This window comes from Nodosilinea sp. LEGE 06152, from assembly GCF_015207525.1.
In the GTDB taxonomy this organism is placed as follows: Bacteria; Cyanobacteriota; Cyanobacteriia; order Phormidesmidales; family Phormidesmidaceae; genus Nodosilinea.
Genome location: NZ_JADEWR010000011.1, coordinates 115757 through 136038, shown reverse-complemented (window position 1 = coordinate 136038; position 20282 = coordinate 115757). Strand labels below are relative to the sequence as shown.

The 20282-nt window shown below is 56.2% G+C and carries 20 protein-coding genes; 12 read left to right on the top strand and 8 right to left on the bottom strand.

The window, feature by feature from the left end; genetic code table 11:
- Nucleotides 1-134 precede the first annotated feature (134 nt).
- Nucleotides 135-707 (bottom strand): zf-TFIIB domain-containing protein, encoded by a 573-nt coding sequence (locus tag IQ265_RS16095; RefSeq protein ID WP_194055392.1) that lies wholly within the window; start codon nt 705-707, stop codon nt 135-137.
- Between the two features lie 87 nt (nt 708-794).
- Nucleotides 795-1136 carry a heterocyst frequency control protein PatD gene (gene patD / locus IQ265_RS16090; RefSeq protein WP_194055390.1) on the bottom strand — a complete coding sequence of 114 codons (342 nt, stop codon included), beginning with the start codon at nt 1134-1136 and terminating at the stop codon, nt 795-797.
- Between the two features lie 483 nt (nt 1137-1619).
- Between patD and IQ265_RS16085 the strand changes: the two genes are divergently transcribed.
- From IQ265_RS16085 to IQ265_RS16065, 5 genes are all read left to right on the top strand, one after another.
- Complete coding sequence (locus IQ265_RS16085; protein WP_194055388.1) at nt 1620-3908, top strand: bifunctional (p)ppGpp synthetase/guanosine-3',5'-bis(diphosphate) 3'-pyrophosphohydrolase; 2289 nt, start codon at nt 1620-1622, stop codon at nt 3906-3908.
- Between the two features lie 243 nt (nt 3909-4151).
- Complete coding sequence (locus IQ265_RS16080; RefSeq protein WP_194055386.1) at nt 4152-5312, top strand: 5-(carboxyamino)imidazole ribonucleotide synthase; 1161 nt, start codon at nt 4152-4154, stop codon at nt 5310-5312.
- Nucleotides 5313-5392: 80 nt separating this feature from the next.
- The gene (uraD, locus tag IQ265_RS16075; protein WP_194055384.1) at nt 5393-5908 is read left to right on the top strand and encodes a 2-oxo-4-hydroxy-4-carboxy-5-ureidoimidazoline decarboxylase; all 516 of its coding nucleotides are present in this window, start codon (nt 5393-5395) and stop codon (nt 5906-5908) included.
- A gap of 296 nt (nt 5909-6204) precedes the next feature.
- Entirely contained in the window at nt 6205-7257 is a 1053-nt protein-coding gene (locus IQ265_RS16070) for a glycosyltransferase family 1 protein (RefSeq protein WP_194055382.1), read from the top strand.
- Nucleotides 7258-8183: 926 nt separating this feature from the next.
- Complete coding sequence (locus IQ265_RS16065; protein WP_194055380.1) at nt 8184-9317, top strand: glycosyltransferase; 1134 nt, start codon at nt 8184-8186, stop codon at nt 9315-9317.
- A gap of 52 nt (nt 9318-9369) precedes the next feature.
- Here IQ265_RS16065 and IQ265_RS16060 read toward each other — a convergent pair whose 3' ends face one another.
- Together IQ265_RS16060 and pdxA are read right to left on the bottom strand one after the other, a co-directional pair.
- Nucleotides 9370-11073, bottom strand: a complete 1704-nt coding sequence (locus IQ265_RS16060; RefSeq protein WP_194055378.1) for an ABC-ATPase domain-containing protein — start codon at nt 11071-11073, stop codon at nt 9370-9372.
- Between the two features lie 161 nt (nt 11074-11234).
- Nucleotides 11235-12314: a 4-hydroxythreonine-4-phosphate dehydrogenase PdxA gene (gene pdxA, locus IQ265_RS16055; protein ID WP_194055376.1), complete on the bottom strand. Its 1080-nt coding sequence runs from the start codon at nt 12312-12314 to the stop codon at nt 11235-11237.
- 114 nt (nt 12315-12428) lie between these two features.
- On the opposite strand from pdxA, the gene IQ265_RS16050 reads away from it, so the two are divergent.
- Both IQ265_RS16050 and IQ265_RS16045 read left to right on the top strand, forming a co-directional pair.
- Complete coding sequence (locus IQ265_RS16050) at nt 12429-12533, top strand: PetM family cytochrome b6-f complex subunit 7 (protein WP_194055660.1); 105 nt, start codon at nt 12429-12431, stop codon at nt 12531-12533.
- A gap of 77 nt (nt 12534-12610) precedes the next feature.
- Nucleotides 12611-13567, top strand: coding sequence for an SDR family oxidoreductase (locus IQ265_RS16045; RefSeq protein ID WP_194055374.1), 957 nt, complete (start codon nt 12611-12613; stop codon nt 13565-13567).
- On the opposite strand, the gene IQ265_RS16040 is transcribed toward IQ265_RS16045, so the two are convergent.
- From IQ265_RS16040 to IQ265_RS16030, 3 genes are all read right to left on the bottom strand, one after another.
- Entirely contained in the window at nt 13564-14697 is a 1134-nt protein-coding gene (locus tag IQ265_RS16040; RefSeq protein WP_228037979.1) for an endo-1,4-beta-xylanase, read from the bottom strand. The two genes, IQ265_RS16045 and IQ265_RS16040, sit on opposite strands and share 4 nt — an antisense overlap.
- A 63-nt stretch (nt 14698-14760) precedes the next feature.
- Nucleotides 14761-15012 (bottom strand): DUF6737 family protein, encoded by a 252-nt coding sequence (locus IQ265_RS16035; RefSeq protein ID WP_194055372.1) that lies wholly within the window; start codon nt 15010-15012, stop codon nt 14761-14763.
- Nucleotides 15013-15150: 138 nt separating this feature from the next.
- Complete coding sequence (locus IQ265_RS16030) at nt 15151-15573, bottom strand: Fur family transcriptional regulator (protein ID WP_194055369.1); 423 nt, start codon at nt 15571-15573, stop codon at nt 15151-15153.
- Nucleotides 15574-15828: 255 nt separating this feature from the next.
- On the opposite strand from IQ265_RS16030, the gene IQ265_RS16025 reads away from it, so the two are divergent.
- From IQ265_RS16025 to IQ265_RS16010, 4 genes are all read left to right on the top strand, one after another.
- Nucleotides 15829-16401 (top strand): peroxiredoxin, encoded by a 573-nt coding sequence (locus IQ265_RS16025; protein ID WP_194055657.1) that lies wholly within the window; start codon nt 15829-15831, stop codon nt 16399-16401.
- 353 nt (nt 16402-16754) lie between these two features.
- Nucleotides 16755-17759, top strand: coding sequence for an NAD(P)/FAD-dependent oxidoreductase (locus tag IQ265_RS16020; RefSeq protein ID WP_194055367.1), 1005 nt, complete (start codon nt 16755-16757; stop codon nt 17757-17759).
- Nucleotides 17760-17918: 159 nt separating this feature from the next.
- Nucleotides 17919-18161, top strand: a complete 243-nt coding sequence (nrtS, locus tag IQ265_RS16015) for a nitrate/nitrite transporter NrtS (protein WP_194055365.1) — start codon at nt 17919-17921, stop codon at nt 18159-18161.
- A 28-nt stretch (nt 18162-18189) separates the two neighbouring features.
- Nucleotides 18190-18720 (top strand): GNAT family N-acetyltransferase, encoded by a 531-nt coding sequence (locus tag IQ265_RS16010; protein WP_194055363.1) that lies wholly within the window; start codon nt 18190-18192, stop codon nt 18718-18720.
- Nucleotides 18721-18892: 172 nt separating this feature from the next.
- On the opposite strand, the gene IQ265_RS16005 is transcribed toward IQ265_RS16010, so the two are convergent.
- A complete protein-coding gene (locus tag IQ265_RS16005; RefSeq protein WP_194055361.1) occupies nt 18893-19183 on the bottom strand; it encodes a hypothetical protein in 291 nt (96 codons plus the stop codon).
- Nucleotides 19184-19524: 341 nt separating this feature from the next.
- On the opposite strand from IQ265_RS16005, the gene IQ265_RS16000 reads away from it, so the two are divergent.
- Complete coding sequence (locus tag IQ265_RS16000) at nt 19525-20133, top strand: Uma2 family endonuclease (RefSeq protein ID WP_194055359.1); 609 nt, start codon at nt 19525-19527, stop codon at nt 20131-20133.
- Nucleotides 20134-20282 lie beyond the last annotated feature (149 nt).

The window sequence follows — 20282 nt, the reverse complement described above, 5'->3', positions numbered from 1 at the left end:
GATGCGAAGAATGCGGATTGGGGAGAGATCAAGTGCCTGTATCAGTGATCCAACCCATCCACCCATCCACCCCCTTTCTCCCCATGGGAGACGCTAGCGCGAACGACTTCACTCAGGGCTCGCTACCCACTCACTCACTGATCGACTCGTCGCATCAAGTAAGCCACCCCAAAATCCCCGTTGGGGTGCTGCTCCAGTAGCTCAGCCAGCTCAAAAACCCGGTGGGCAATGTCATCGCCTAGCTTGTCGATGGTGGCCTGCCGCTCGCGTTCGCCATGCTCCAGCTCGCGCACCTGCCCCTGCCAGTCGGCAGAAAAAATATAGTCGATGTGGGTCTGCAAATCGAGCTGCCCCAGCAGCTCCCACTCCCCCGCGTCGCACCAGATGCCGTTGCAGCTGGGGCAGCGCTCGACATAAAACGACCCCTGCTTGAGGGTAATGCGTCCCCGCACCAGGTAGCTGCGGCAGTCGGGGCAGAGGGCGGCCCGGTTGTCGAGGTCGGCGGGCTGAAAGGAGGTGCTCAGCGACAGGGGCAGCACCGCTACGCTGACGGGCGCATCGGGATCAATCTGCGATCGCTGCCAATTCGCATAGTCCTCCGGCGGAATCCAGGCTCCGCCACAGCTTGAGCACGCCTTGACCGGCAGACCCGGGGCCAGCTGACTGTCTTGAAGGTCAATACTGCCTTCCTTAGGGCACTGATACAACGTACCTACTCTCCACCGCGCTATGAACCAGGGGCCAACGAACCCCTACTATTAAACCACTTGGGTAAACCACCTGGGCTGGGGGCGTTAGTTAGCACCGTCGATCGCCTGCTCTAGAGCATCGCAAAAGCTCAGCAGTTGCTCAAGTTTGTCAATCAGCTGCCGCTGCCGCTGCTGGGCGGTACTCGACTGGCGCGCCGCCTGCAAAAAGGCAACGTCCATCGCCAACAGTCGCAGGGTGCGGTTCATTTCGGTGAGGATTGGCTGGAGGCTTGCCAACTCGTTGCCCAGGGGCAAAATCTGCTGCTGAAAGTGTTGCTGCGCCAGCAAAAATTGCTCCTGAAGCTGACGACCACTGGGGTTGGCCGAGCGCGCCAGGGTCTCTAGGTCTTGCAGCTGCGATCGCAGATTTGACAGCGCACTTATCATGTATATATGTCCCCTTTAGGGCCGTAAATGAAGCCTCCTGGTGGCGTTTTATTGCCGCCAAAGGCAAATTACTGATTCCCCCTGGGGGGGACAAATGTTAAGGTTAATACATAACACTCCATCAACTTGAAACTGGCTATATGCATTTATTGCGGCCTAGCCAGAAGAGGCAATTTCCTCAGGGTTATGGTGTAGGTTATCTCTATCTCACCGGGCTGCCCTCGGGCAGTAGCATCTCACGCTTTAGCAGAACACTTAGGCAGAACACCTGTACGAGTTCTGTCGAAGTTTTCAACTTTAATCCATCCGCCGAAACGGTTATCTTCCTCCTATTGAGGTGGCCAGTCGTTCTACACCGCATTTACCATCCCTGAACCCTGTTCATACCTGAACGCCGTGTTCAAGTAGTTGGTTCAAATAGCTGCCATTCAACCTGGCACCTTTTTAGCTTATCCGTCTCCCTGAGAGGTCACTGGCATCTGTATGACTGCAACGGTTCATCCCCCTCTACCCGACGACTGCACCCTGCCCGGTTGGCTCGAAACCTGTGTGCTAACTCACCACGACGACCACCTGGATGACCTTGCCCAAGACCCCGAAGACAAGTCAAACAATGTGCTGGTGTGCCAGGCGTTTGAGTTTGCCTACACCCTCCACAAGGGGCAGTACCGAGCCTCGGGCGAACCCTACATCTGTCACCCCATCGCCGTGGCCGGGCTGCTGCGCGACCTGGGCGGCGACAGCGCCATGATTGCCTCAGGCTTTCTCCACGACATTGTCGAAGACACCGACATCACCCCAGAAGAAATTGAGGCCCATTTTGGCGACGAGGTGCGGCGGCTAGTCGAGGGGGTAACCAAGCTCTCCAAGTTCAATTTCGAGAGCAAAACCGAGCGTCAGGCCGAAAACTTTCGCCGCATGTTCCTGGCGATGGCTCAGGATATTCGCGTCATCGTGGTGAAGCTGGCCGATCGCCTCCACAACATGCGCACCCTGGAGCACCTCAGCGACGAAAAACGCCGCCGCATTGCCCGCGAAACCATGGAGATCTTTGCCCCCTTGGCCAACCGCTTGGGGATCGGGCGGTTTAAGTGGGAACTCGAAGATCTCTCCTTTAAGTATTTGGAGCCCGACGCCTACCGGCAGATGCAGCGGCACATCACCGAAAAACGGGCCGATCGCGAGGCGCGGCTGGTGCAGGTGGCCGAAACCCTGCGCCAGCGCATGCACCAGTCCGACATTCAGGTGGTGGATGTCAGCAGTCGCCCCAAGCATCTGTACGGCATTTACCGCAAGATGGAGCGGCAGCAAAAAGATTTCAGCGAAATCTACGACATCGCCGCCATCCGACTAATTGTGGGCACCAACGAAGAGTGCTACCGCGCCCTGGCCATTGTCCACGATGCCTTTCGTCCGGTGCCGGGCCGTTTCAAAGACTACATTGGCCTGCCCAAGCCCAACCGCTACCAGTCGCTTCATACGGTAGTCATTGGCCCCAAGGGTAAACCAATCGAGGTGCAGATTCGCACCCTAGAAATGCACCACGTGGCCGAGTACGGCATCGCCGCCCACTGGAAGTACAAAGAAACAGGGGCTTCGGTCAACACCCGCATCAACGCCGACGACGAAAAGTTTACCTGGCTCAGGCAGCTTTTAGAGTGGCAAAACGACCTCAAAGACGATGCGCAAGAATTTCTTGAGAACGTTAAGGGCAACCTGTTTGACGAAGATGTTTACGTATTTACCCCCGATGGCGATGTGGTGCCCCTCAGCCGGGGGGCAACGTCGGTAGATTTTGCCTACCGCATTCACACGGAGGTGGGCAACCACTGCGCCGGGGCCAAGGTCAATGGCCGCATCGTCACCCTCGACACGCCGCTAGAGAACGGCGACATTGTCGAAATCATCACCCAAAAGAACAGTCACCCCAGTCTCGACTGGCTCAACTTTACCGTTACCCCCAGCGCCCGCAATCGGATTCGCCAGTGGTATAAGCGATCCCACCGCGATGAAAACATTGCCCGTGGCCGCGACATGCTCGAAAAAGAGCTGGGTCGCAGCGGCTTTGATGCCCTGCTCAAGTCTGAACCGGCCCAGATGGCGGCTGAGCGCTGCAACTACCCAAGCGTCGACGATCTGCTGGCCGGGCTGGGCTACGGCGAGGTCACCCTCAATCTGTTCGTCAACCGCCTGCGGGAGGCGATCAAGACCAAGCAGCCCCTGGAGGTGCTGTCGCCCGAGTCATCGCTGCAAGGTTCTGACCAGTTTTTGGCCGGGGCCGTCACCAGTCCCCATCGCCACCGTCAGGCCCCCTCCAAAGACCCAATTTTGGGCATTGAGGGGCTAATGCACCACATCGCCGGCTGCTGTAACCCGCTGCCTGGCGAGCCGATCATGGGCAGCGTGTCGCTGGGCAGCCGGGGTATTGCCATCCACCGTCAGGGGTGCCCAAATTTGGCCGACATTCCGGGCGATCGCATTATTCCAGTCAGCTGGAACTGTGGCGACCACAACGGCACCCGCCAGACTTACCCAGTAGAGGTGCGCATCGAGGTGATCGACCGAGTGGGCGTGCTAAAGGATATTCTGTCGCATCTGTCGGACCTGCAGATCAACGTTCACAAGGCTCAGGTTAAAACCTTCCCTGGCCAAACCGCCGAAATTGACCTGGGGCTCGACGTCAAAGATCATGCCCACCTCGATCAAACCTTCGTGCAAATCCGCAAAATGACCGACGTGCTCAAGATCCGCCGCATGAGCCAGGGCGGCTAGAGCCTAGGGACTGCATTAACTACGGACAGCCAAGCCAGCTACCCATAGTTAAAGTAGGATTTGCTGAGTACAGGTATGAATCAAAACTGCAAAGCCTCTTGCAGATCCTACGTGATTGCAGCTCTCCCACTAATTTCTGACGACCCTACTGCGCGGGCCACGGCCAGGTCGGTGCTATGAAACCCTAGCGCCGTGGAATAATGGGAGCTTGCATATACGACAACAGCACGGCAGTGCAGAACTATGGCGCAGGAAACGGCTAACCCAGCTAAGCGAGTCGGCGTGATTGGCGGCGGCCAGCTAGCCTGGATGATGGGAGCAGCGGCCCAAAAGCTGGGCCTGGAGCTGGTAGTACAAACTCCCCAGGAGTCCGATCCAGCCGTTGCGATCGCCCATTCCACCGTTCTCGCCCCTGTCGCCGACGTCGCCGCCACCGCCGCTCTGGCCGCCCAGTGCGACGTCATTACCTTTGAGAACGAATTCATCGACCGCGAGGGGCTGCAATCCCTAGCCGATCGCGGCACGATCTTTCGTCCCGGCCTCGACGTGCTGGCCCTGGTGCTCGATAAGCGCCACCAGCGAGAGTTCTTTGCGCAAATTGGCCTACCCAACCCCCGCTACGACTGCCTGGAAGGTGACGAAAACGAGGTAGAACTAACCGCCAAAGCAGAAACCATTGGCTTTCCGCTAGTGATGAAAACTCGCCGCCTGGGCTACGACGGCCAGGGCACCGCCATTGTCAAAGAGGCGGCAGAACTCAGCCCCACCTGGGACAAATTCAACCATGCGCCAGTGCTGCTAGAGGAGTTTGTGCGCTTTAAGCAAGAGTTGGCGATCATGGTGGCCCGCTCCGTCAGCGGTGCCATTGCCGTGTATCCCACCGTCGAAACCCAGCAGGTAAACCAAGTCTGCCGTCGGGTCTTGGCCCCGGCCAGGATCAGAGCTGGGGTTGACAGCCGTATGGAGGGTATCGCCCGCACCCTGGTCGAGGCGCTACAGCTGGTGGGCATCGTCGGTATCGAGTGCTTTTTGACTCAAGACGATCGCATACTCATCAACGAAATTGCCCCCCGCACCCACAACTCGGGCCACTACACTCTCAATGCCAGCCAAACGTCTCAGTTCGAGCAGCAGCTGCGGGCAGTTAGCGATCGCCCCCTCGGCCCCACCGCCCTCACCTGCCCCCGGGCGGTGAYGGTCAACCTGCTGGGCCTAGAGGCAGACGAAGCCACCCACCACCAAAGACTTGAAACCCTCCAACAGCTGCCCAACGCCACCCTCTACTGGTACACCAAAGACATTCGCCCCGGTCGCAAGCTCGGCCACCTCACCCAGCGGCTTGGCCCTGGCGATGATCTGACCGCCGCTGCCGCTGCGATCGAAGCCGTTTGGTATGGGCCATGATGTTCTCTGGCCACCCACCCACGTAGCGTTCCAGAAAAAAAGGCGCGTACTCCCTTAACCTACCGACTCACCTACGCTCAATGCCCTACACCCTAGACCAGCTCAACACCATGACCGAGGCCGAGTTTGTGGCTGCGATCGGCCCGGCCTTTGAGGATACGCCCCATATCGCCGCTCGGGTTTGGCCCCAGCGTCCATTTGCATCGGTGGCCGATCTCCACCAGCGTATGGTCAACCTTGTGCAGGCTATGGCTGCCGAAGACCAGCTGATGCTGATCCGCGCTCACCCTGACTTGGGCACTCGGGTGACCATGGCCCAGGCCTCTGTGGCCGAACAGACCAAAGCTGGTCTCACCAACCTCAGCCCAAAGGAGTACCACCAGTTCCAAACCCTCAATCAGCAGTACAAAGATAAATTTGGCTTTCCCTTCATCCTGGCGGTAGCAGGGCACACTAAAGCCTCCATCCTGGAGAATTTTGTTCACAGATTACGCAATTCTACGGAAGCTGAAATCGCGATCGCCCTACAAGAAATTCAAAAAATTGCTCACTTGCGCCTGGAGGCTTGGATAGTACCAGACACCCTCTCAAACTAGCAGAACGGGACATAAAAACTTTATAGAAACCCCAAAACCCCTGCTAGCTGGTTAAGTTTTTGTCATTTAGCCTCGGGTAAACTCACCTTTGGTAAGTGGGTATGATAGGTTTGCTGAGGGTTTAATCGATGATATACCGAACAGTTTTATTTATTTGAAATACAAAAGAGACCACCCGAACAGCTGCATTTATTATCTATAGTGCAGTTGTGTTCCATCCTGGGTAATGAGTTCTTTCTGCAAAACTCTGAAGCTGTGGGTTCTCAGTTATTTTATTTTTAGGAGTTAAGTTCGTCATGAAGCTAGAGCCCTTAAAATATCCTGTCTATTTTCTGACTAAAGATGTCGATAGGTGGCAACATCTGTTTAATGCAGATTTCTCTACGATTGACCTCGACACCGAACTCAGAAAGGTAGCCAGCGGTAACGATATCTGGGGCGTTCAAACCTATCTTCAGCTCAAGTCCAGGGGGCTTAATGTTCATCTCGTACCCCGCCCAATTCGAGGCCAGATCTGCATAGCTCCCTATCACTTCCTTTACATCAAAGACTTTGCCTTTCACAGCTACATGGTCGGTAGTCAGCTAGATTCTGCCCGTCCAGAAATCTGCGAGCAGCGCACTGTGCTAAGCCCAGCCTGCCTCCACACGCAGGATGACTACTTCATTCCCCAATGGCCTCAGACCAACCTGATTCCACGAGATCAGTCAAGGGGCACCAGGTTAGAGATTCTCGACTTTAAAGGAGATGTGCAGTACAACCTGGCCAAGCCATTTCAGTCTCCCGAATTTTTGGCTAGCCTAGAAAAGCTGGGTATTCAGTTTGTTCACAGTTCCACTGATCCGGTCCAAAGACTGATTGATTTTGCCGACTACTCCCGTAGCGATGCGGTCATTGCGGTTCGCAACATCACCAACACCGACCTCAAGCTAAAACCGCCCACCAAACTCATCAATGCCTGGCACGGCGGCTGCCCAGCTATTCTAGGCCCTGAACCTAGTTTCCAGGCACTGCGACAGTCAGAACTAGACTACTTTGAAGTCCATAGCCCCGAGGATGCCATAGCGGCTCTTCAAAAGCTGAAGGAAATGCCCAATCTGTACCAGGCGGTGGTAGAAAACGGCTTTATGAGGGCTCAAGAGTACACGGCTGACCGTATATCCGCTAAGTGGTACGACCTCTTGCAAGGCCCCATTACCTGGGGGTACGAGCGCTGGCTACGGCAATCACTGGTTGAAAAAACCGTTGGTCGCCCGCTTAAATTTGTGAAGAGAACGCTGGCCCACCGGGAAGCCATTAGAGACTATCTACACCAGCGAGACTTTGGCGAGCGCCTCTTTGCCGAGTAAAGACTGTTCTGTACAAATTTGTCTGTTACGGCATCGCTCAGTGGTGCCGTAACAGGACTAGACCTCAGCGGTCGATAGATACCCCTTAAGGGCATTGCGGTGCGATGCTCCTAAGGGGTATTTCTATAGGACTTGGTACGGTGCCAGGTTCATCTTTGGCCAAAAACTGGCAGTCCTTTGGGGTCGGGCTGTCGTTTGCCTAACCGAGTTGGAGCTCCCCAAACAGGTTTGAGATGAAGTTTCGGCTCTTGCGTCAGTACTTAACCGCCAACACTATCACCCGGCCCTCCTGTCTCCGGCAGGGCGGTGGGGAACAGGTTAGTCTGCACGACTGCTACTGCTCTTCCACACAGGGAGGTGCTCAAGTAGTAGTGTATATTAATCTTTCACAAGAACCTGGTCAAGGTTCTGTGATTTCACGGTTGCGAAAATACCGTCAATTATGCAGTCAATCAGAAGAAGGAGATTTTGCCCTGCCCTCCTGAGCCTATCTGCCCCAGTCCTTCATCAGTTGAACAAGCCGTAACACAGGAACTTTATAAGCCACTGCCAAATCACCTGGCTTGATTAAGATTGGTTGAATACGTAAGTATGGGAACCGCCTGTAGGGCTCAGGGTGATATCTTACCGAAACAAGCACCTACAACTTTTAGATTGCACCTGCGAAATAAGGTTGCTTACGCTAATTCCTCTAATCTCCTGGCGATTCCAGAGGTTTAAGTGTACTTGTGCCTCTGCAGAACTCTTCTACAGCTTGTAGGGATTCTGTCTCTGTTAATGGGTCCCCCATGGTTATCCGGTCTGACTCAGTTTCTAGTTTTTTGCCGTGAGAGACCAATATTGAATTCTAGCTATTGCGTAGCTGGTGATAACTTACTTTACACACATGTTTTTCCTGATTTGGGCACCGAGAGAAGGTTATAAAGATGACTGCAAAATCTTCAGCTAAGTTCCATCTTTTGACGAGCACAAAAATTGATTTTGAGCACTTCAAAACCCGAGCTAGCCTCGGCAAAGGCCCAAGGCATGTGGTGCTACAACTTAAAGAATATTTAGATGCGCAGGTTCACCAGCCAGACTTTGAAGATGATAGTGCCGTTACGGCTTTAGACAAACTGCTCGCCAAGATTATTGGCCGTCCTCAGCAATGGACTTTGGCAAGGCAAGTTTTGGCTCAGACCGGCTCAGGGGATATAGTTTACTGCTGTGGCGAGGATGCGGGTCTACCGCTGGCATTTCTTGCATTGCTTAAAAAAGATCGCCCCCACTTAGTTATGAACGTGATGTGCCCCGAACGCTGGCGACCGCGTCTGCTGCTCAAGGGGCTGCAACTCCATCGTCTCGTTCATACCTTTATGGTGAACACGGTTCTCAAGGCTGAGACGATGAGAGCCATGCTCAAGTTACCTGAGGCCCGTGTACTGTGCTTGGCTGAGCAAACGGACAGGCAGTTCTTTTACCCTGCGCCTGGGGCTGGTCAAAAACATCGTCCTTTAATTGCTAGCGCTGGTTTAGAGCAGCGGGACTATGTCACCCTGGCTAAGGCATTGCAGGACTTAGACTTAGATATCAAAGTCTGTGCCGTATCGCCCAATGCTACCTCCAAAACCCGGTGCCGAATTCCAGAGCCTTTGCCTAAAAATATGGAAATGCGCTATTTCGACTGGGTCGAGTTGCGCGATCTATACCGCAGCGCAGATATAACTGTCATTAGCTTAATTGACAACACTTATTCTGCCGGGTTGACGGTTTTAATGGAAGCTATAGCCTGCCGTAGACCAGTTGTGATCACCAAAACAACCGGCTTAGCCACTGAGATGGTTAATAAAGGGCTTGTTTGGGGCGTGCAACCCGATTCCCCTAATCAAATGAAAGCGACTGTCGAATACATCCTCGACCATCCTGAGGAAGCTAGCGCCAGAGCAGAGGCGGCCTACAAATACTTTCTGGAAAACCATACGAGTGAGTACCACATTGAGCAGATCGTTCGCCTGCTGCAGCGGGTGGCCAACAGCGTGACGGTAGATTCGCCTATGGTCGCAGAAGCAAAAGCGGTTTGATTGTTGTCGTAGGTTCCAAAGCTTATGGTCTGCCGTCGCCCCTGTTAACTCATTAGACGGTACGCAGGGTGCGCAGGCGGTTAATCGCGGCGGCGAGTTCTAGGCCACGAAAGCAAACCAGGTCGCCCGTGGGCCACTCGGTCAAGCAGTCGAGTCCGTACTGTGCTATGTCGGTCATGACGGCGGCGATCGCCTCGGACAGAGAGGTTGTTGCCGTCAGGTGGTAGCGCTGGGCGTAGACGATCGCCGCCGCGATCGCCCGCACCTGCCCCGATTCCACCAGCTGCTCCACCGCCGATAGGTCAATGGCTTCGGTGCCGATCTGGAGCTGGTCCACGTCCCGCGCCCGGAGCTTAACGCTGCGGTTACCCTGGCTGGGGTCAATGCTGTCGGGCTGCACCGTGCGGAGGGAGAGCGTGCCAAAGGACTGCCCGCCCTCGCGATCGCGTTCCGTTCTAAATTTCGCCGCAATGGCCTTAGCCTGATCGGTCACATCCTGGGGCACAAACTCGTCCAGGGCAATCACCGTATCGGCCACGTCAAAGTAGTCGCCGCTGCCCCCCATCACCAGCACTGTGGAGATGCCGCAGTCGGTGTAGAGCTGCTGCACCTTGTCGATAAAAGGGGTAATCGGCTCGCGATCTTTAGAGATTAGGGCCTGCATGCGGCGATCGCGGATCATGAAGTTGGTTGCCGAGGTATCCTCATCCACCAGCAGTGCCGTCGCTCCGGCTTCAATCGCCTCGACAATATTGGCAGCCTGGGAGGTGCTGCCGCTGGCGTTGGGCGTCGAGAATCTTTGGGTCGATTTGCCCTGGGGTAGGCTGCCGATAAAGGGCGAAATATTCACCCCGGCAATGCTGCGACCATCCTCGGCCCGCACCTTCACCGCTGCCAGATCTGTCACCACCTGGTGCCGGCCGTCGCCCGGCACGTGGTTGTACACCCCCGCCTCGATCGCCCGCAGCAGGGTCGATTTGCCGTGGTAGCCGCCCCCCACGATCAGCGTAATCCCCTGGGGCACCCCCATGCCCGTGACCTCCCCAGCGTGGGGGCAGCGTAGCGTCACCCGCAGCGAGTCGGGAGACTTGAAGGGAATGGCCTGATCCGTTAAAGGGCGCTCATCGACGCCGCTGCGGCGGGGCAGAATGGCTCCATCGGCGACAAAGGCAACGAGGTTACGGGCGGAGAGCTGCGATCGCAGCGCCTCCGCGTCCTCCGCCGTATCGACATAGTGCTCAAGTTCGGCGGCGTTCAACGCTTTGTAGAGCAACGTTCGAGTTACCAGAGCAGGTACCGAGCGACACAACAGCTCCGCCGCCTGCCGACCCGCAATTCGTCGCCCAAAGGCCGGCAGGCCCACGGTAAACCTCAGTTCTACCGCCTCCGCCGTCACCCTGGCCGCGCTGCGGTTGAGCACGGCTTGACTAGGTCGCACAATGCTAATCAGCCCGCTTTTGCCAGAACCCGATTTCTGCTGGCTGCCCTCGGCGGTGCGGTAAAACTCGCGGGTCAGGTAGTCGGCTAGGGCGATCGCCCGACAGGGCAGTTCCCACAGGCTGTCAGGGAACCCCGCTACCGCCTGTGACACCCGCACCCTCACTCGACTCGGAGCCGCAAACGGGTCGCCCTGCACATGGTCGATGTGCAGGGTAAAGTTCTCAAAATCGTACTCCCCCTTAAGCGACTTGTAAGCCCCGTAGCCCTGACCATCTAGGCGGTAGAGCTGGTCGTAGAGAACCTCTTGCGTAGCCATAGAGCAGCGTAATTTGCCTGTAACTCAAGTCTGAAGCCTATTCAGAATAGGCATGAATAGGCCTGGTGGGCATTGCCCACCCTACTTTACTTTACCCATCCCCTCATCCCCACCCTTCGGGAAGCCGCTTAGCGTCTACAACCCCTCATCTACCCATCCCCTCATCCACCCCTCCTCTCCCTCACCACCGCCGCCGCTAGCTCCATCGCCGCCACCATGCTGCTGGCGTCGGCAACTCCCTGCCCCGCAATGTCAAAGGCGGTGCCGTGGTCGGGAGAGGTGCGCACAAAGGGTAGCCCCACGGTGGTATTTACCGCTCGGTCAAAGGCCATTAACTTTACCGGAATGAGTCCCTGGTCGTGGTACAGGGCTAGGTAGGCATCGTGGGCGGTCTCCACGGCGCTACCCTCAGTGCCGAACCAGGCCTGACCTGGGCGTACCCACATCGTGTCGGGGGGGATGGGGCCATCAATCTGCACCTGGGGGTAGCGCTGGCGCTGGGTCTCCAGCCAGGGCATTAGCCAGTCAACTTCTTCACGGCCTAGCTGTCCGCCCTCGCCGCTGTGGGGGTTGAGACCGGCTACGGCAATGTGGGGCTGGCTGAGGCCAAAGTCTTGTTTCAAGCTGTAAATCAATAGATCGAGCTTTTGGGTCAGCAGCGCTGGCGTAAGGGCATCGGGCACCTGGCGCAGGGGAATGTGGGTTGTCGCCAGCAGGGCGCGCAGCCACCAGCCCGTATGGGGCGACTGGGCGATAAAGGCCATCCCAAAGCGATCGGCCTGAGCGCCTTCGGCCAGAAGTTCAGTCTGGCCGGGATAGGGATGGCCTGCTGCTTTCCAAGCCGATTTTGCGATCGGCCCTGTGACGATCGCATCGTACTGACCCGCTACGGCTCCCTCGATAGCGGCTTTCAGGTAGGCAAAGCTAACCGCCCCAGTGGCTGCACTGGCCTGGCCAAGGGTCACTGTCTCCAGGGGCAGCGGCGGGAAAACATCCACAAAGTTTAGGGAGTCGAGTTGGGGCACTGGCCCTCTGTAGGCGGATCGCTGGAGGGCTTGGAGGGTTTGGTCGAGCAGCGATCGCGTGCCCAGGAGCGAGATACCTGCGATCGCGGCCCAGTCTTTTGCCCCCAGCGCCTTTAGCACGACCTCTGGGCCAATGCCCGCCGGGTCGCCCAGGGTGATTGCCAGCCGGGGAGGCCCAGGAGGCTGGCTCAAAGTCGGGGTTGTAGGGGTGGTCATAGGCGCAGGGGGTGATACCAAACTGGTCTAAAATGAGGGCGGCTAGGGGTTATGTCAACCGCTGGCGGGCTGGGCAACTGGCCCAATTACTATAGTGCTGTGGAAGGAGAGCGTATGGGCGGCGAAATTTTTAATACGGCGATCATAATTTTTACCCTCACCCTAGTGGGCCTGGGCATTGGGTTTCTGATGCTGCGGGTGCAGGGCGGCGAGGAGTAGATTTTGCTGCCGGGGGTGTATCCGGTGAAGCCATCTGATATTCTTAGAGGAAGTTAAACTTTTGTATCATTTCCCTCATGAAAGTATTGGTTGTTGGCGCTACTGGCACCCTTGGCAGGCAAATCGCCCGCCGTGCCTTGGATGAGGGGCACGAGGTTCGTTGCCTGGTCAGAAGTGCTCAACGAGCTGCTTTTCTGCGAGAGTGGGGGGTAGAACTGGTGCGGGGCAACCTGTTAAGGCCAGAAAGCCTGCCCCCCGCCCTTGAGGGCGTTGACGCCGTCATCGATGCCTCCACCGCTCGTCCATCGGAGTCGGTGATGGAGGTTGACTGGCGCGGCAAGGTTAACTTAATCAAGGCTGCCCGCGACGCTGGCATTCAGCGATTCATCTTTTTCTCAATTCTTAACTCCGAAAAGTTTCCCCACGTGCCGCTGATGAATGTCAAGCGCTGCACTGAGAAGTTTTTGGCCGAGTCGGGGCTCAACTACACCATCTTGCAGCCCTGCGGCTTCTTGCAGGGACTGATTGGCCAGTACGCCATTCCCATTTTGGAAAAGCAGCCGATTTGGGTGATGGGTGAAGCCGCCCCGATCGCCTACATGGATACCCAGGACATAGCCCGCTTTGCCGTCAAGGCCCTGTCGGTACCCGAAACCGAGAACCGCAGTTTTCCGCTGGCGGGCACCCGCGCCTGGGGGGGCTACGAGATCATGCGCCTGTGCGAGCGCAAGTGCGGCCAGGAGGCGAGAGTTTCTCGCATTTCGCTGGAACTGCTGCGGGCCATTCGCAAGGTGGCGCAGTTCTTTCAGTGGGGCTGGAACTTTGCCGATCGCCTCGCCTTTGTGGAGGTGGTAGCCGGCAGTCAGCCCCTTGATGCCCCTATGGACGAGGTCTATGAGGTGTTTGGCATTGCCAAAGAGGAGATTACCACCCTCGAAGACTACATGCAGGAGTACTTCAGCCGCATTATGAAAAAGCTGAAGGAACTGGACTACGACAGCGAAAAAGCCAGCAAGAAAAAGCTGCCGTTTTAGTCTGCGCCTGTGGTTGAGTAGTTTGTTAGCACCTCTATTAAGCTGTGGTAGGCGGGCTTAGACTGGTAGTCGTGGTCAAATATGAGGGCCTCGCCCCAGCCTTCAAAATGGCCAGGCACCCAGGAATAGCGATCGCTGAAGCCCCAGGTTACAAAGGTGTTGCAGTTTTCGGCCTGTAGGCAGGTTTGCAGCATGGTTTGGTAAATGTTGGCCTGCCGGTCAGCATCGTCGAGGCTAGAGGGCTGCTGAACTCGCACATCCATTTCGGTAATGTGGGCCTGAAGGCCCAGGTCGGCCAGCCGCGCCATGTTGTCAGCAACCGCCTGGGGGCTGGGGGAGCCGTTGTTCTGAATGTGCATTTGCAGCCCCACCCCGTGAATGGGCACATCTTTAGCCAGTAGCGACTGCACCAGATCGTAGATAGCGTCAGACTTGCGGTTCAGTCCCTCGCCGCCGTAGTCGTTATACATCAGCAGAGCGTCTGGGTCGGCCTGATGAGCCCAGCGAAAGGCCATTTCGATATAGTTGGGACCAATGCCCCGCAGCCAGAGGGTGTCACGCAGGGTACCGTCATCGGCGATCGCCTCATTCACCACATCCCAGGCCACTATTTGTCCGCGATAGCGACCGACAACGGTTTTGATGTGGTTTTCTAAGAGCGCCATCAGCTCGGCTCGGCTCCAGTCCTGCTGCTCTAACCAGTCGGGGATTGCCTGGTGCCACACCAGGGTGTGGCCTCTCACCGCCATGTGGTGGTGGGAGGCAAAGGCGATCAGGCGGTCGGCCCGGCTAAAGTCAAACTCGTTGGGGCGAGGTTGCAGCCGCTCTAGCTTCATGTCATTTTCGGCGGTAACTAGGTTAAACTCCTGGGCCAAAAGGCGGCGATACTGGCGATCGCGTTCCAGAGCCTTTGAGTTGACGGCGGTGCCCACGTACAGGTCTTGCCCCCGCGCCAGATCGGCCAGGGTTGGCCCGCTGCCCAACCTGAGCCAGCGAGCCAGGGCGCAGTGATGGGTTTGGGGAGCTGCGCCTTGGCCCAGAATACTGGAAGCTGCGATCGCCATACCCCGGCCCGACCACAGCACCAAGCAGGCAAAGACCGCAAGAACTATCAGCTTGGGGCGCAGCATAAGGCAGATCTTCCCACGATTTTTTGACAATATCGCCGGCATACCTCAACCAGCCGTAGGGGATCAAACGTTAGGATGCTCAGCGTTTTGGTGGGGCTCCAGCAGCCCGGCTTCGCGCATAAGGCGGGGCCAGAGCAGCAAAAAGAAGCCCATCCACGCCCCGATAGGAACTGCAATTAGGGCCGTAAGCCAGAGACGATGGAGCAAGGCCCAGCTGCCGCCCACGATCGCCACTCCTGTTAGCGCGATCGACCAGGGTTGACACCACCAGGGTTTGAGCTGCCAGGGGCTGGTGATTGGGGCAGGGTCAGTCATCGTTTTAGTCAATTTTGGATTTTGGATTTGCGATTCTGGCTCGGGCAGTACCGACTCATTCTATGGCTTGTCTAGCAGCAGTTTATAGCCTAGGCAGGTCACCTAAGCCAAAATCCAAAATCGCAAATCTAAAATTGCCTACTCGGGTTGGCAGCGATCGCAGACTCCGCGCACAGTTACCTCATAGCCTTCGATCTGCCAGCGGGGGCTAAGGGTTTGCAGGTTGAGGCTAGACAGAGTTTCCCAGGGGATATCGGCGATCGCGCCGCAGGACTGGCAGCGAAAGTGGTGGTGGGGGCCAACATTGGCGTCGTAGCGGCATACCCCTTCTTCGAGCAGCACCTCGCGTACCAGATTGGCGCTGCGCAGGGCTTGCAGAGAGCTGTAAACCGTTGCTTGGGACGAAGTTGGCGCGTCTTGATTTAGATCGTGAAGAATATCGTCGGCGGTGGGATGGTCACAGCGGCCCAGCAGGTTGGCATACACGGCAAAGCGCTGGGGAGTGACGCGCAGCCCCCGAGACTTTAGCACAGTAACGATTTGATCAGCTTGGGACAGCATTTTCCCTGGCTCCGGAACTTCAGCGCTACGACAACTCTGCCCAACACCCGCTCAGGCTAGGCATACCACGATAACTCATCTCTAATAGATTAGCATTCCCACTTAAGAATCAATGTGCCTTGATAAAAATTATGATTTTTGAGTTAATATGCTTATTGAAGATTTCTTAACTCAGAATTATTCTGGGTTAAGCAGCTAAGGCTGGAAACGCAGTTAACTGTTGTAGAACTACGAACGAGGTAATTTATGGTTGCTATGGTTGCTACTGGACGCGTACCTGACGTTGTCTTTAAGACCCGTGTGCGCGATGAGTCTGTGGGCGGTCCCAACCCCTACCGCTGGCAAGATCTGACCACTAGCGATATCTTCGCTGGCAAGAAGGTTGTGGTGTTTTCTCTGCCCGGCGCGTTTACCCCCACCTGCTCCTCCAACCACCTGCCCCGCTACGAAGAGCTGTACGAAGAGTTCAAGGCCCACGGCGTTGACGCTATCGTCTGTGTCTCTGTCAACGATGCCTTTGTGATGTTCCAGTGGGGCCAAAAGGTCGGCGCGAAGAACGTCTTCCTGCTGCCCGACGGCAACGGCGAATTCACCCGCAAGATGGGCATGCTGGTCGACAAATCTAACCTGGGCTTTGGCATGCGCTCCTGGCGCTACTCCATGCTCGCCACAGACGGCAACATCGAAAAGATTTTCGTTGAGCCTGACTTCGGCGACAACTGCCCCATCGACCCCTTTGAGGTGTCTGATGCTGACACCATGCTGGCTTACCTAAAGGGCACCGAGTCGGCTGGGGTATCTGAGCCTCGTTTGGCTTTCGTCGGCTAATTGCTCTTTGGCTCACCCTGAGTGATTTTGAGGCAAAGGGGGTTGGTTCAATTCCCTTTGCCTTTTTACATCAGAGGTAAAGCTAGCCTGCGCCCGCACTCTGTTGACCTGGGGTGTGTCATCCACTTCCGCTACGATCCTTATTTTGGCAGCTTGCCACGCTCGACGCAGAAGAGCAGGCTAGGGGCTGTAACCGCTGATTCTTAGGCCGTCAGCTGGTAATTGATAACAGCCCCTAGGTAGCGTCTTTGGTAATTCTCATCTCGATTTTCTGAAATCCTTTAGCCTAGAGATATGGCCTAACTCATCCCTACAGATTAGGCCGATCGCAGTCCTCTCCATCCATCACCGCTATGAAATTATCCCGTCAAAATCTTCATGAACGGACAGACCAAGTTTATGACGCCATTGTTGTCGGCGGCGGTATGGGGGGGTTGTCGGCGGCTATTTATCTGGCCCGCTACGGGCTCAAGTGCCTGGTGATTGAAAAGGGCAAGGGGCGATCGCTGTGGATGCAGGAGGTTCGCAACGTGGTCGGCATTAACCCCGATACTCCCGGTCGCGATATGCTCATCCACGGCGCTAAACAGGCGGTAGAGTGGGGAGCCGACTACCTGCGCGGCTTCGTCGAAGATGTCGTTGACGAGGGCGACCACCTGGCAGTGCAGGTCAAGGTGGGCAAAGTGGACAGTATTTACCCCGTATTTCGCACCAAGTACTTAATTGCGGCCTCGGGCGTCATCGACGTGCTGCCCCAGCTTGACGACATGCAAAACGTCTACGACTACGCGGGCTACACCCTGCACGTCTGTATGATCTGTGATGGCTTCGACATGTGGGATCAAAAAGCGGTGCTGATTGCTGGCAAAGAGTCGCAGATCAATGCCGCCTTTGTGCTCGACTGGTTTACCCCCTACATTTCGGTGCTTACCCACGGTCTCTGCACCGTCGGCGACGAGATGCGGGCGAAGCTGGCCGACTACGGCTACCCCCTCTACGAAGCCCCGATCGCCAAGTTCCTTGGCGCGAACCACAAAATGAGCGGCGTAGAGCTGAGCGATGGCACCGTCATTGAGGCCACCACTGGCCTGATCAACATGGGTTCGATCTACCACAACCAGTACCTCAAGGGCATTCCCAACCTGGAGTGGGATGGCGAGAATCTAGTCACCAACAACATGTGCCAAACTACCCACGATCGCATTTTTGCGATCGGCGACCTGAAGCAGGGCGTTAACCAGGTGACGGTGGCCGTGGCTGACGGCACCCTGGCCGCCACCCAGATCTGGCGCACCATTCGCCGCGCCAGCCCCCCCCGCAAGTGGGAAGAAAACCGAGCCAAGGAACTGGTGTCTTAGCCTACCGGCCATGCCTGATCGCAGCCCCTTTCCCCCCGGGAGAGGGGCTGTTACTGTTGCGCTCAAAACCTGTACGGCTGAGTAGATTGGGTGCCATGTTACAGAATCTTAACGAGCTAGTGCTGTAGATTCCTTTACTACAGGTTGGGAAACGAGCGCATGGAAGCAGTAAACGGCTACTTAAGGGCACTGGTAACGCCGCATTTGGCCAGCCGCGCTGTACGAGTGGCTTTTGTGATCGGCACGCTACTTTTTGCCATTAACCACGGGGCAGCGGTGCGATCGCGCACCATGACCCAGGCGCGATGGATCTCAGCCGGGTTAACCTACCTGGTGCCCTACGCTGTCAGCATTCACGGGCAGTTTATGGGTCGAGGTGGCAGCAAGGGGCTAGAACAGTAGCTAGGCCAGGTCGTAGCTCAACTGCACTATGGAAATTCGCCGCCTAACCTCTGGGGATGTCATCGCCTACCGCGATCTCCGGCTTCACGCTTTGCAGGAGTCGCCCACGGCGTTTGCCTCCAGCTACGAGCAGGAGGCGCGTTTTTCTTTGAGCGATTTTGCCGCTAGGCTACACCCCAACTCTGAGAATGCCGCTAGCCACATGTTGGGCGCTTTTGACGACAGCAACCGGCTAATTGGCATGCTCGGTTTTTCGCGGGAGAACCGCCCAAAGCGGCTTCACGTTGGGTCGCTGTGGAGCATGTATGTTTTGCCGGAGTTTCGCGGTCAAAGCGTCGGCTCGGCACTGCTCGATCGCGCGATCGCCTACGCCCAAGATCTAGACGGCCTGCGGCAGCTCGTGCTCAGCGTCACAGCGGGTAACGTTGCAGCTAGCGCGCTCTACCAGTCGCGCGGGTTTGAGCTGTTTGGTTTAGAGCGAGATTCCCTATGCGTTGACGGCACCTATTTTGATGAGGAGCATCTCTTACTACGTCTGAGCCATACCCAAAGCCAGTAAACTCTCAACTCGTACTGGAGTTGAGGCGTTTTGAACTGTTGCAGCTGTGTGTGTATCAGTGTGTGGACGGTGGGTAGTGCCCACCCTACTTCTATTTGCCTAATAGGGAAGATTCCTAGGGGCTTCAAGCCCCCAGGAATGTAATTTGCTACTAACCTATTTGCCGATGGCCCTAGGGAGCCGGTCTTTGACCATCGCGCCTCAGCAGACTAAACACTTCGCCTTGCTCTGGGGTAATCAAAATCCCAGACGGTGGGATTGTCACGAACTGGCTCCACTCGCGCTGCTCGGCGTACTGGAGCAGATGCAGGTAGTTGATAGCCCCTCTCACACCTGTGGGTGAGCCAATCACCAAATGGCGCAATCGCTCGCGCCCCGGCTGGGTCTCTGGCTTTGACAGCAGCAGTGGATTGGTCGCCTCACCCCAACGGGCCGACGACACCAGATAAGGTAAACACAACATAGTTGAGGGATTCCTTTTCTAACGGTGGGTAAGGAATCCCAAAAACTTGGCCGCCCCAGACATGTGCAGTTCAGGGCGGCCAGGTAAAATTTACCTTAGCCTCCGAGACTGGTTAGCTCAGTCGACGGGGTTAGCTGCTGGTTGGTGTTGCAAGCACCTTCCAGTGGCGTTAGACCAAATTTTTGGGAAGCTCAGACTGCTCGCACACAGCCATAGCTCAGTAACTTACTGCATTCAAGCCTTCAAATCAAGTCAAAATTGCTACCTGTCGAGATGTCTGTCAAGTTTTCTCTAATTCTCTACCATTGTTCTATGACTGCTTAGCTCTGGGAGTCTTTTCTATGACTCAGACCTCATCGTCGCTGGTACTTGGCGTTGACGAATTTTTGACCCGCTATGGCGATAACCCGCGCTATGAACTGGCCGATGGAGAGCTAATAGACAGGTCACCTACCGGCCTCCACGAAACCACTGCCGGAAAGATTGCCAGCCAGCTCAGCATTGAAATTGATCGCCAGGGCCATCCGTGGATTATTCCTCGCACTTGTTTGCTGCGACCGTTTGCCGATATTGCGACGGCTCGCCGCCCGGATGTGGTGGTGCTTGACGAACCAGCTCTGGTACATGAGCCGCTATGGGAACGAGAACCTGTGATTACCCTGGGCACTTCGGTAAAGCTGGTGGCGGAGGTGGTGAGCACTAACTGGGAAACAGACTATGCTCGCAAGGTAGAAGAGTATGCCCTGTTTGGCATTCCGGAATATTGGATTGTGGATTATCGAGGTTTGGGTGGGCGGGTGTTTATTGGCAGCCCTAAGCAGCCTACGTTTACCGTGTGTCGATTGGTTGGCGAAGATTATCAACAACAGCAGTATCGACTGGGTGAGACGATCGATTCGCCACTGTTGCCCCAGCTAACGCTACGGCTGAATGACGTCATGCCACGTTAACTTATAGTAATCGTGGGATGAGCGGTGTTGAGCGATTACTCAGCCTGTTGCTAGCCAGATAACGTACTGTAGCGCCTCGCATTACATTGAGCCATAAATATGGGCAAATGGGTTCAGTTGAATTCAAATTGAGATGTGGAAAAGACGAC

Bases quoted from the DNA above. Each gene is read 5' to 3' on its own strand.
- patD (WP_194055390.1), bottom strand. From the start codon at position 1,136: ATGATAAGTGCGCTGTCAAATCTGCGATCGCAGCTGCAAGACCTAGAG.
- IQ265_RS16085 (WP_194055388.1), top strand. From the start codon at position 1,620: ATGACTGCAACGGTTCATCCCCCTCTACCCGACGACTGCACCCTGCCC.
- uraD (WP_194055384.1), top strand. From the start codon at position 5,393: ATGCCCTACACCCTAGACCAGCTCAACACCATGACCGAGGCCGAGTTT.
- IQ265_RS16070 (WP_194055382.1), top strand. From the start codon at position 6,205: ATGAAGCTAGAGCCCTTAAAATATCCTGTCTATTTTCTGACTAAAGAT.
- IQ265_RS16065 (WP_194055380.1), top strand. From the start codon at position 8,184: ATGACTGCAAAATCTTCAGCTAAGTTCCATCTTTTGACGAGCACAAAA.
- IQ265_RS16060 (WP_194055378.1), bottom strand. From the start codon at position 11,073: ATGGCTACGCAAGAGGTTCTCTACGACCAGCTCTACCGCCTAGATGGT.
- pdxA (WP_194055376.1), bottom strand. From the start codon at position 12,314: ATGACCACCCCTACAACCCCGACTTTGAGCCAGCCTCCTGGGCCTCCC.
- IQ265_RS16050 (WP_194055660.1), top strand. From the start codon at position 12,429: ATGGGCGGCGAAATTTTTAATACGGCGATCATAATTTTTACCCTCACC.
- IQ265_RS16045 (WP_194055374.1), top strand. From the start codon at position 12,611: ATGAAAGTATTGGTTGTTGGCGCTACTGGCACCCTTGGCAGGCAAATC.
- IQ265_RS16040 (WP_228037979.1), bottom strand. From the start codon at position 14,697: ATGCTGCGCCCCAAGCTGATAGTTCTTGCGGTCTTTGCCTGCTTGGTG.
- IQ265_RS16035 (WP_194055372.1), bottom strand. From the start codon at position 15,012: ATGACTGACCCTGCCCCAATCACCAGCCCCTGGCAGCTCAAACCCTGG.
- IQ265_RS16030 (WP_194055369.1), bottom strand. From the start codon at position 15,573: ATGCTGTCCCAAGCTGATCAAATCGTTACTGTGCTAAAGTCTCGGGGG.
- IQ265_RS16025 (WP_194055657.1), top strand. From the start codon at position 15,829: ATGGTTGCTACTGGACGCGTACCTGACGTTGTCTTTAAGACCCGTGTG.
- IQ265_RS16020 (WP_194055367.1), top strand. From the start codon at position 16,755: ATGAAATTATCCCGTCAAAATCTTCATGAACGGACAGACCAAGTTTAT.
- nrtS (WP_194055365.1), top strand. From the start codon at position 17,919: ATGGAAGCAGTAAACGGCTACTTAAGGGCACTGGTAACGCCGCATTTG.
- IQ265_RS16010 (WP_194055363.1), top strand. From the start codon at position 18,190: ATGGAAATTCGCCGCCTAACCTCTGGGGATGTCATCGCCTACCGCGAT.
- IQ265_RS16005 (WP_194055361.1), bottom strand. From the start codon at position 19,183: ATGTTGTGTTTACCTTATCTGGTGTCGTCGGCCCGTTGGGGTGAGGCG.
- IQ265_RS16000 (WP_194055359.1), top strand. From the start codon at position 19,525: ATGACTCAGACCTCATCGTCGCTGGTACTTGGCGTTGACGAATTTTTG.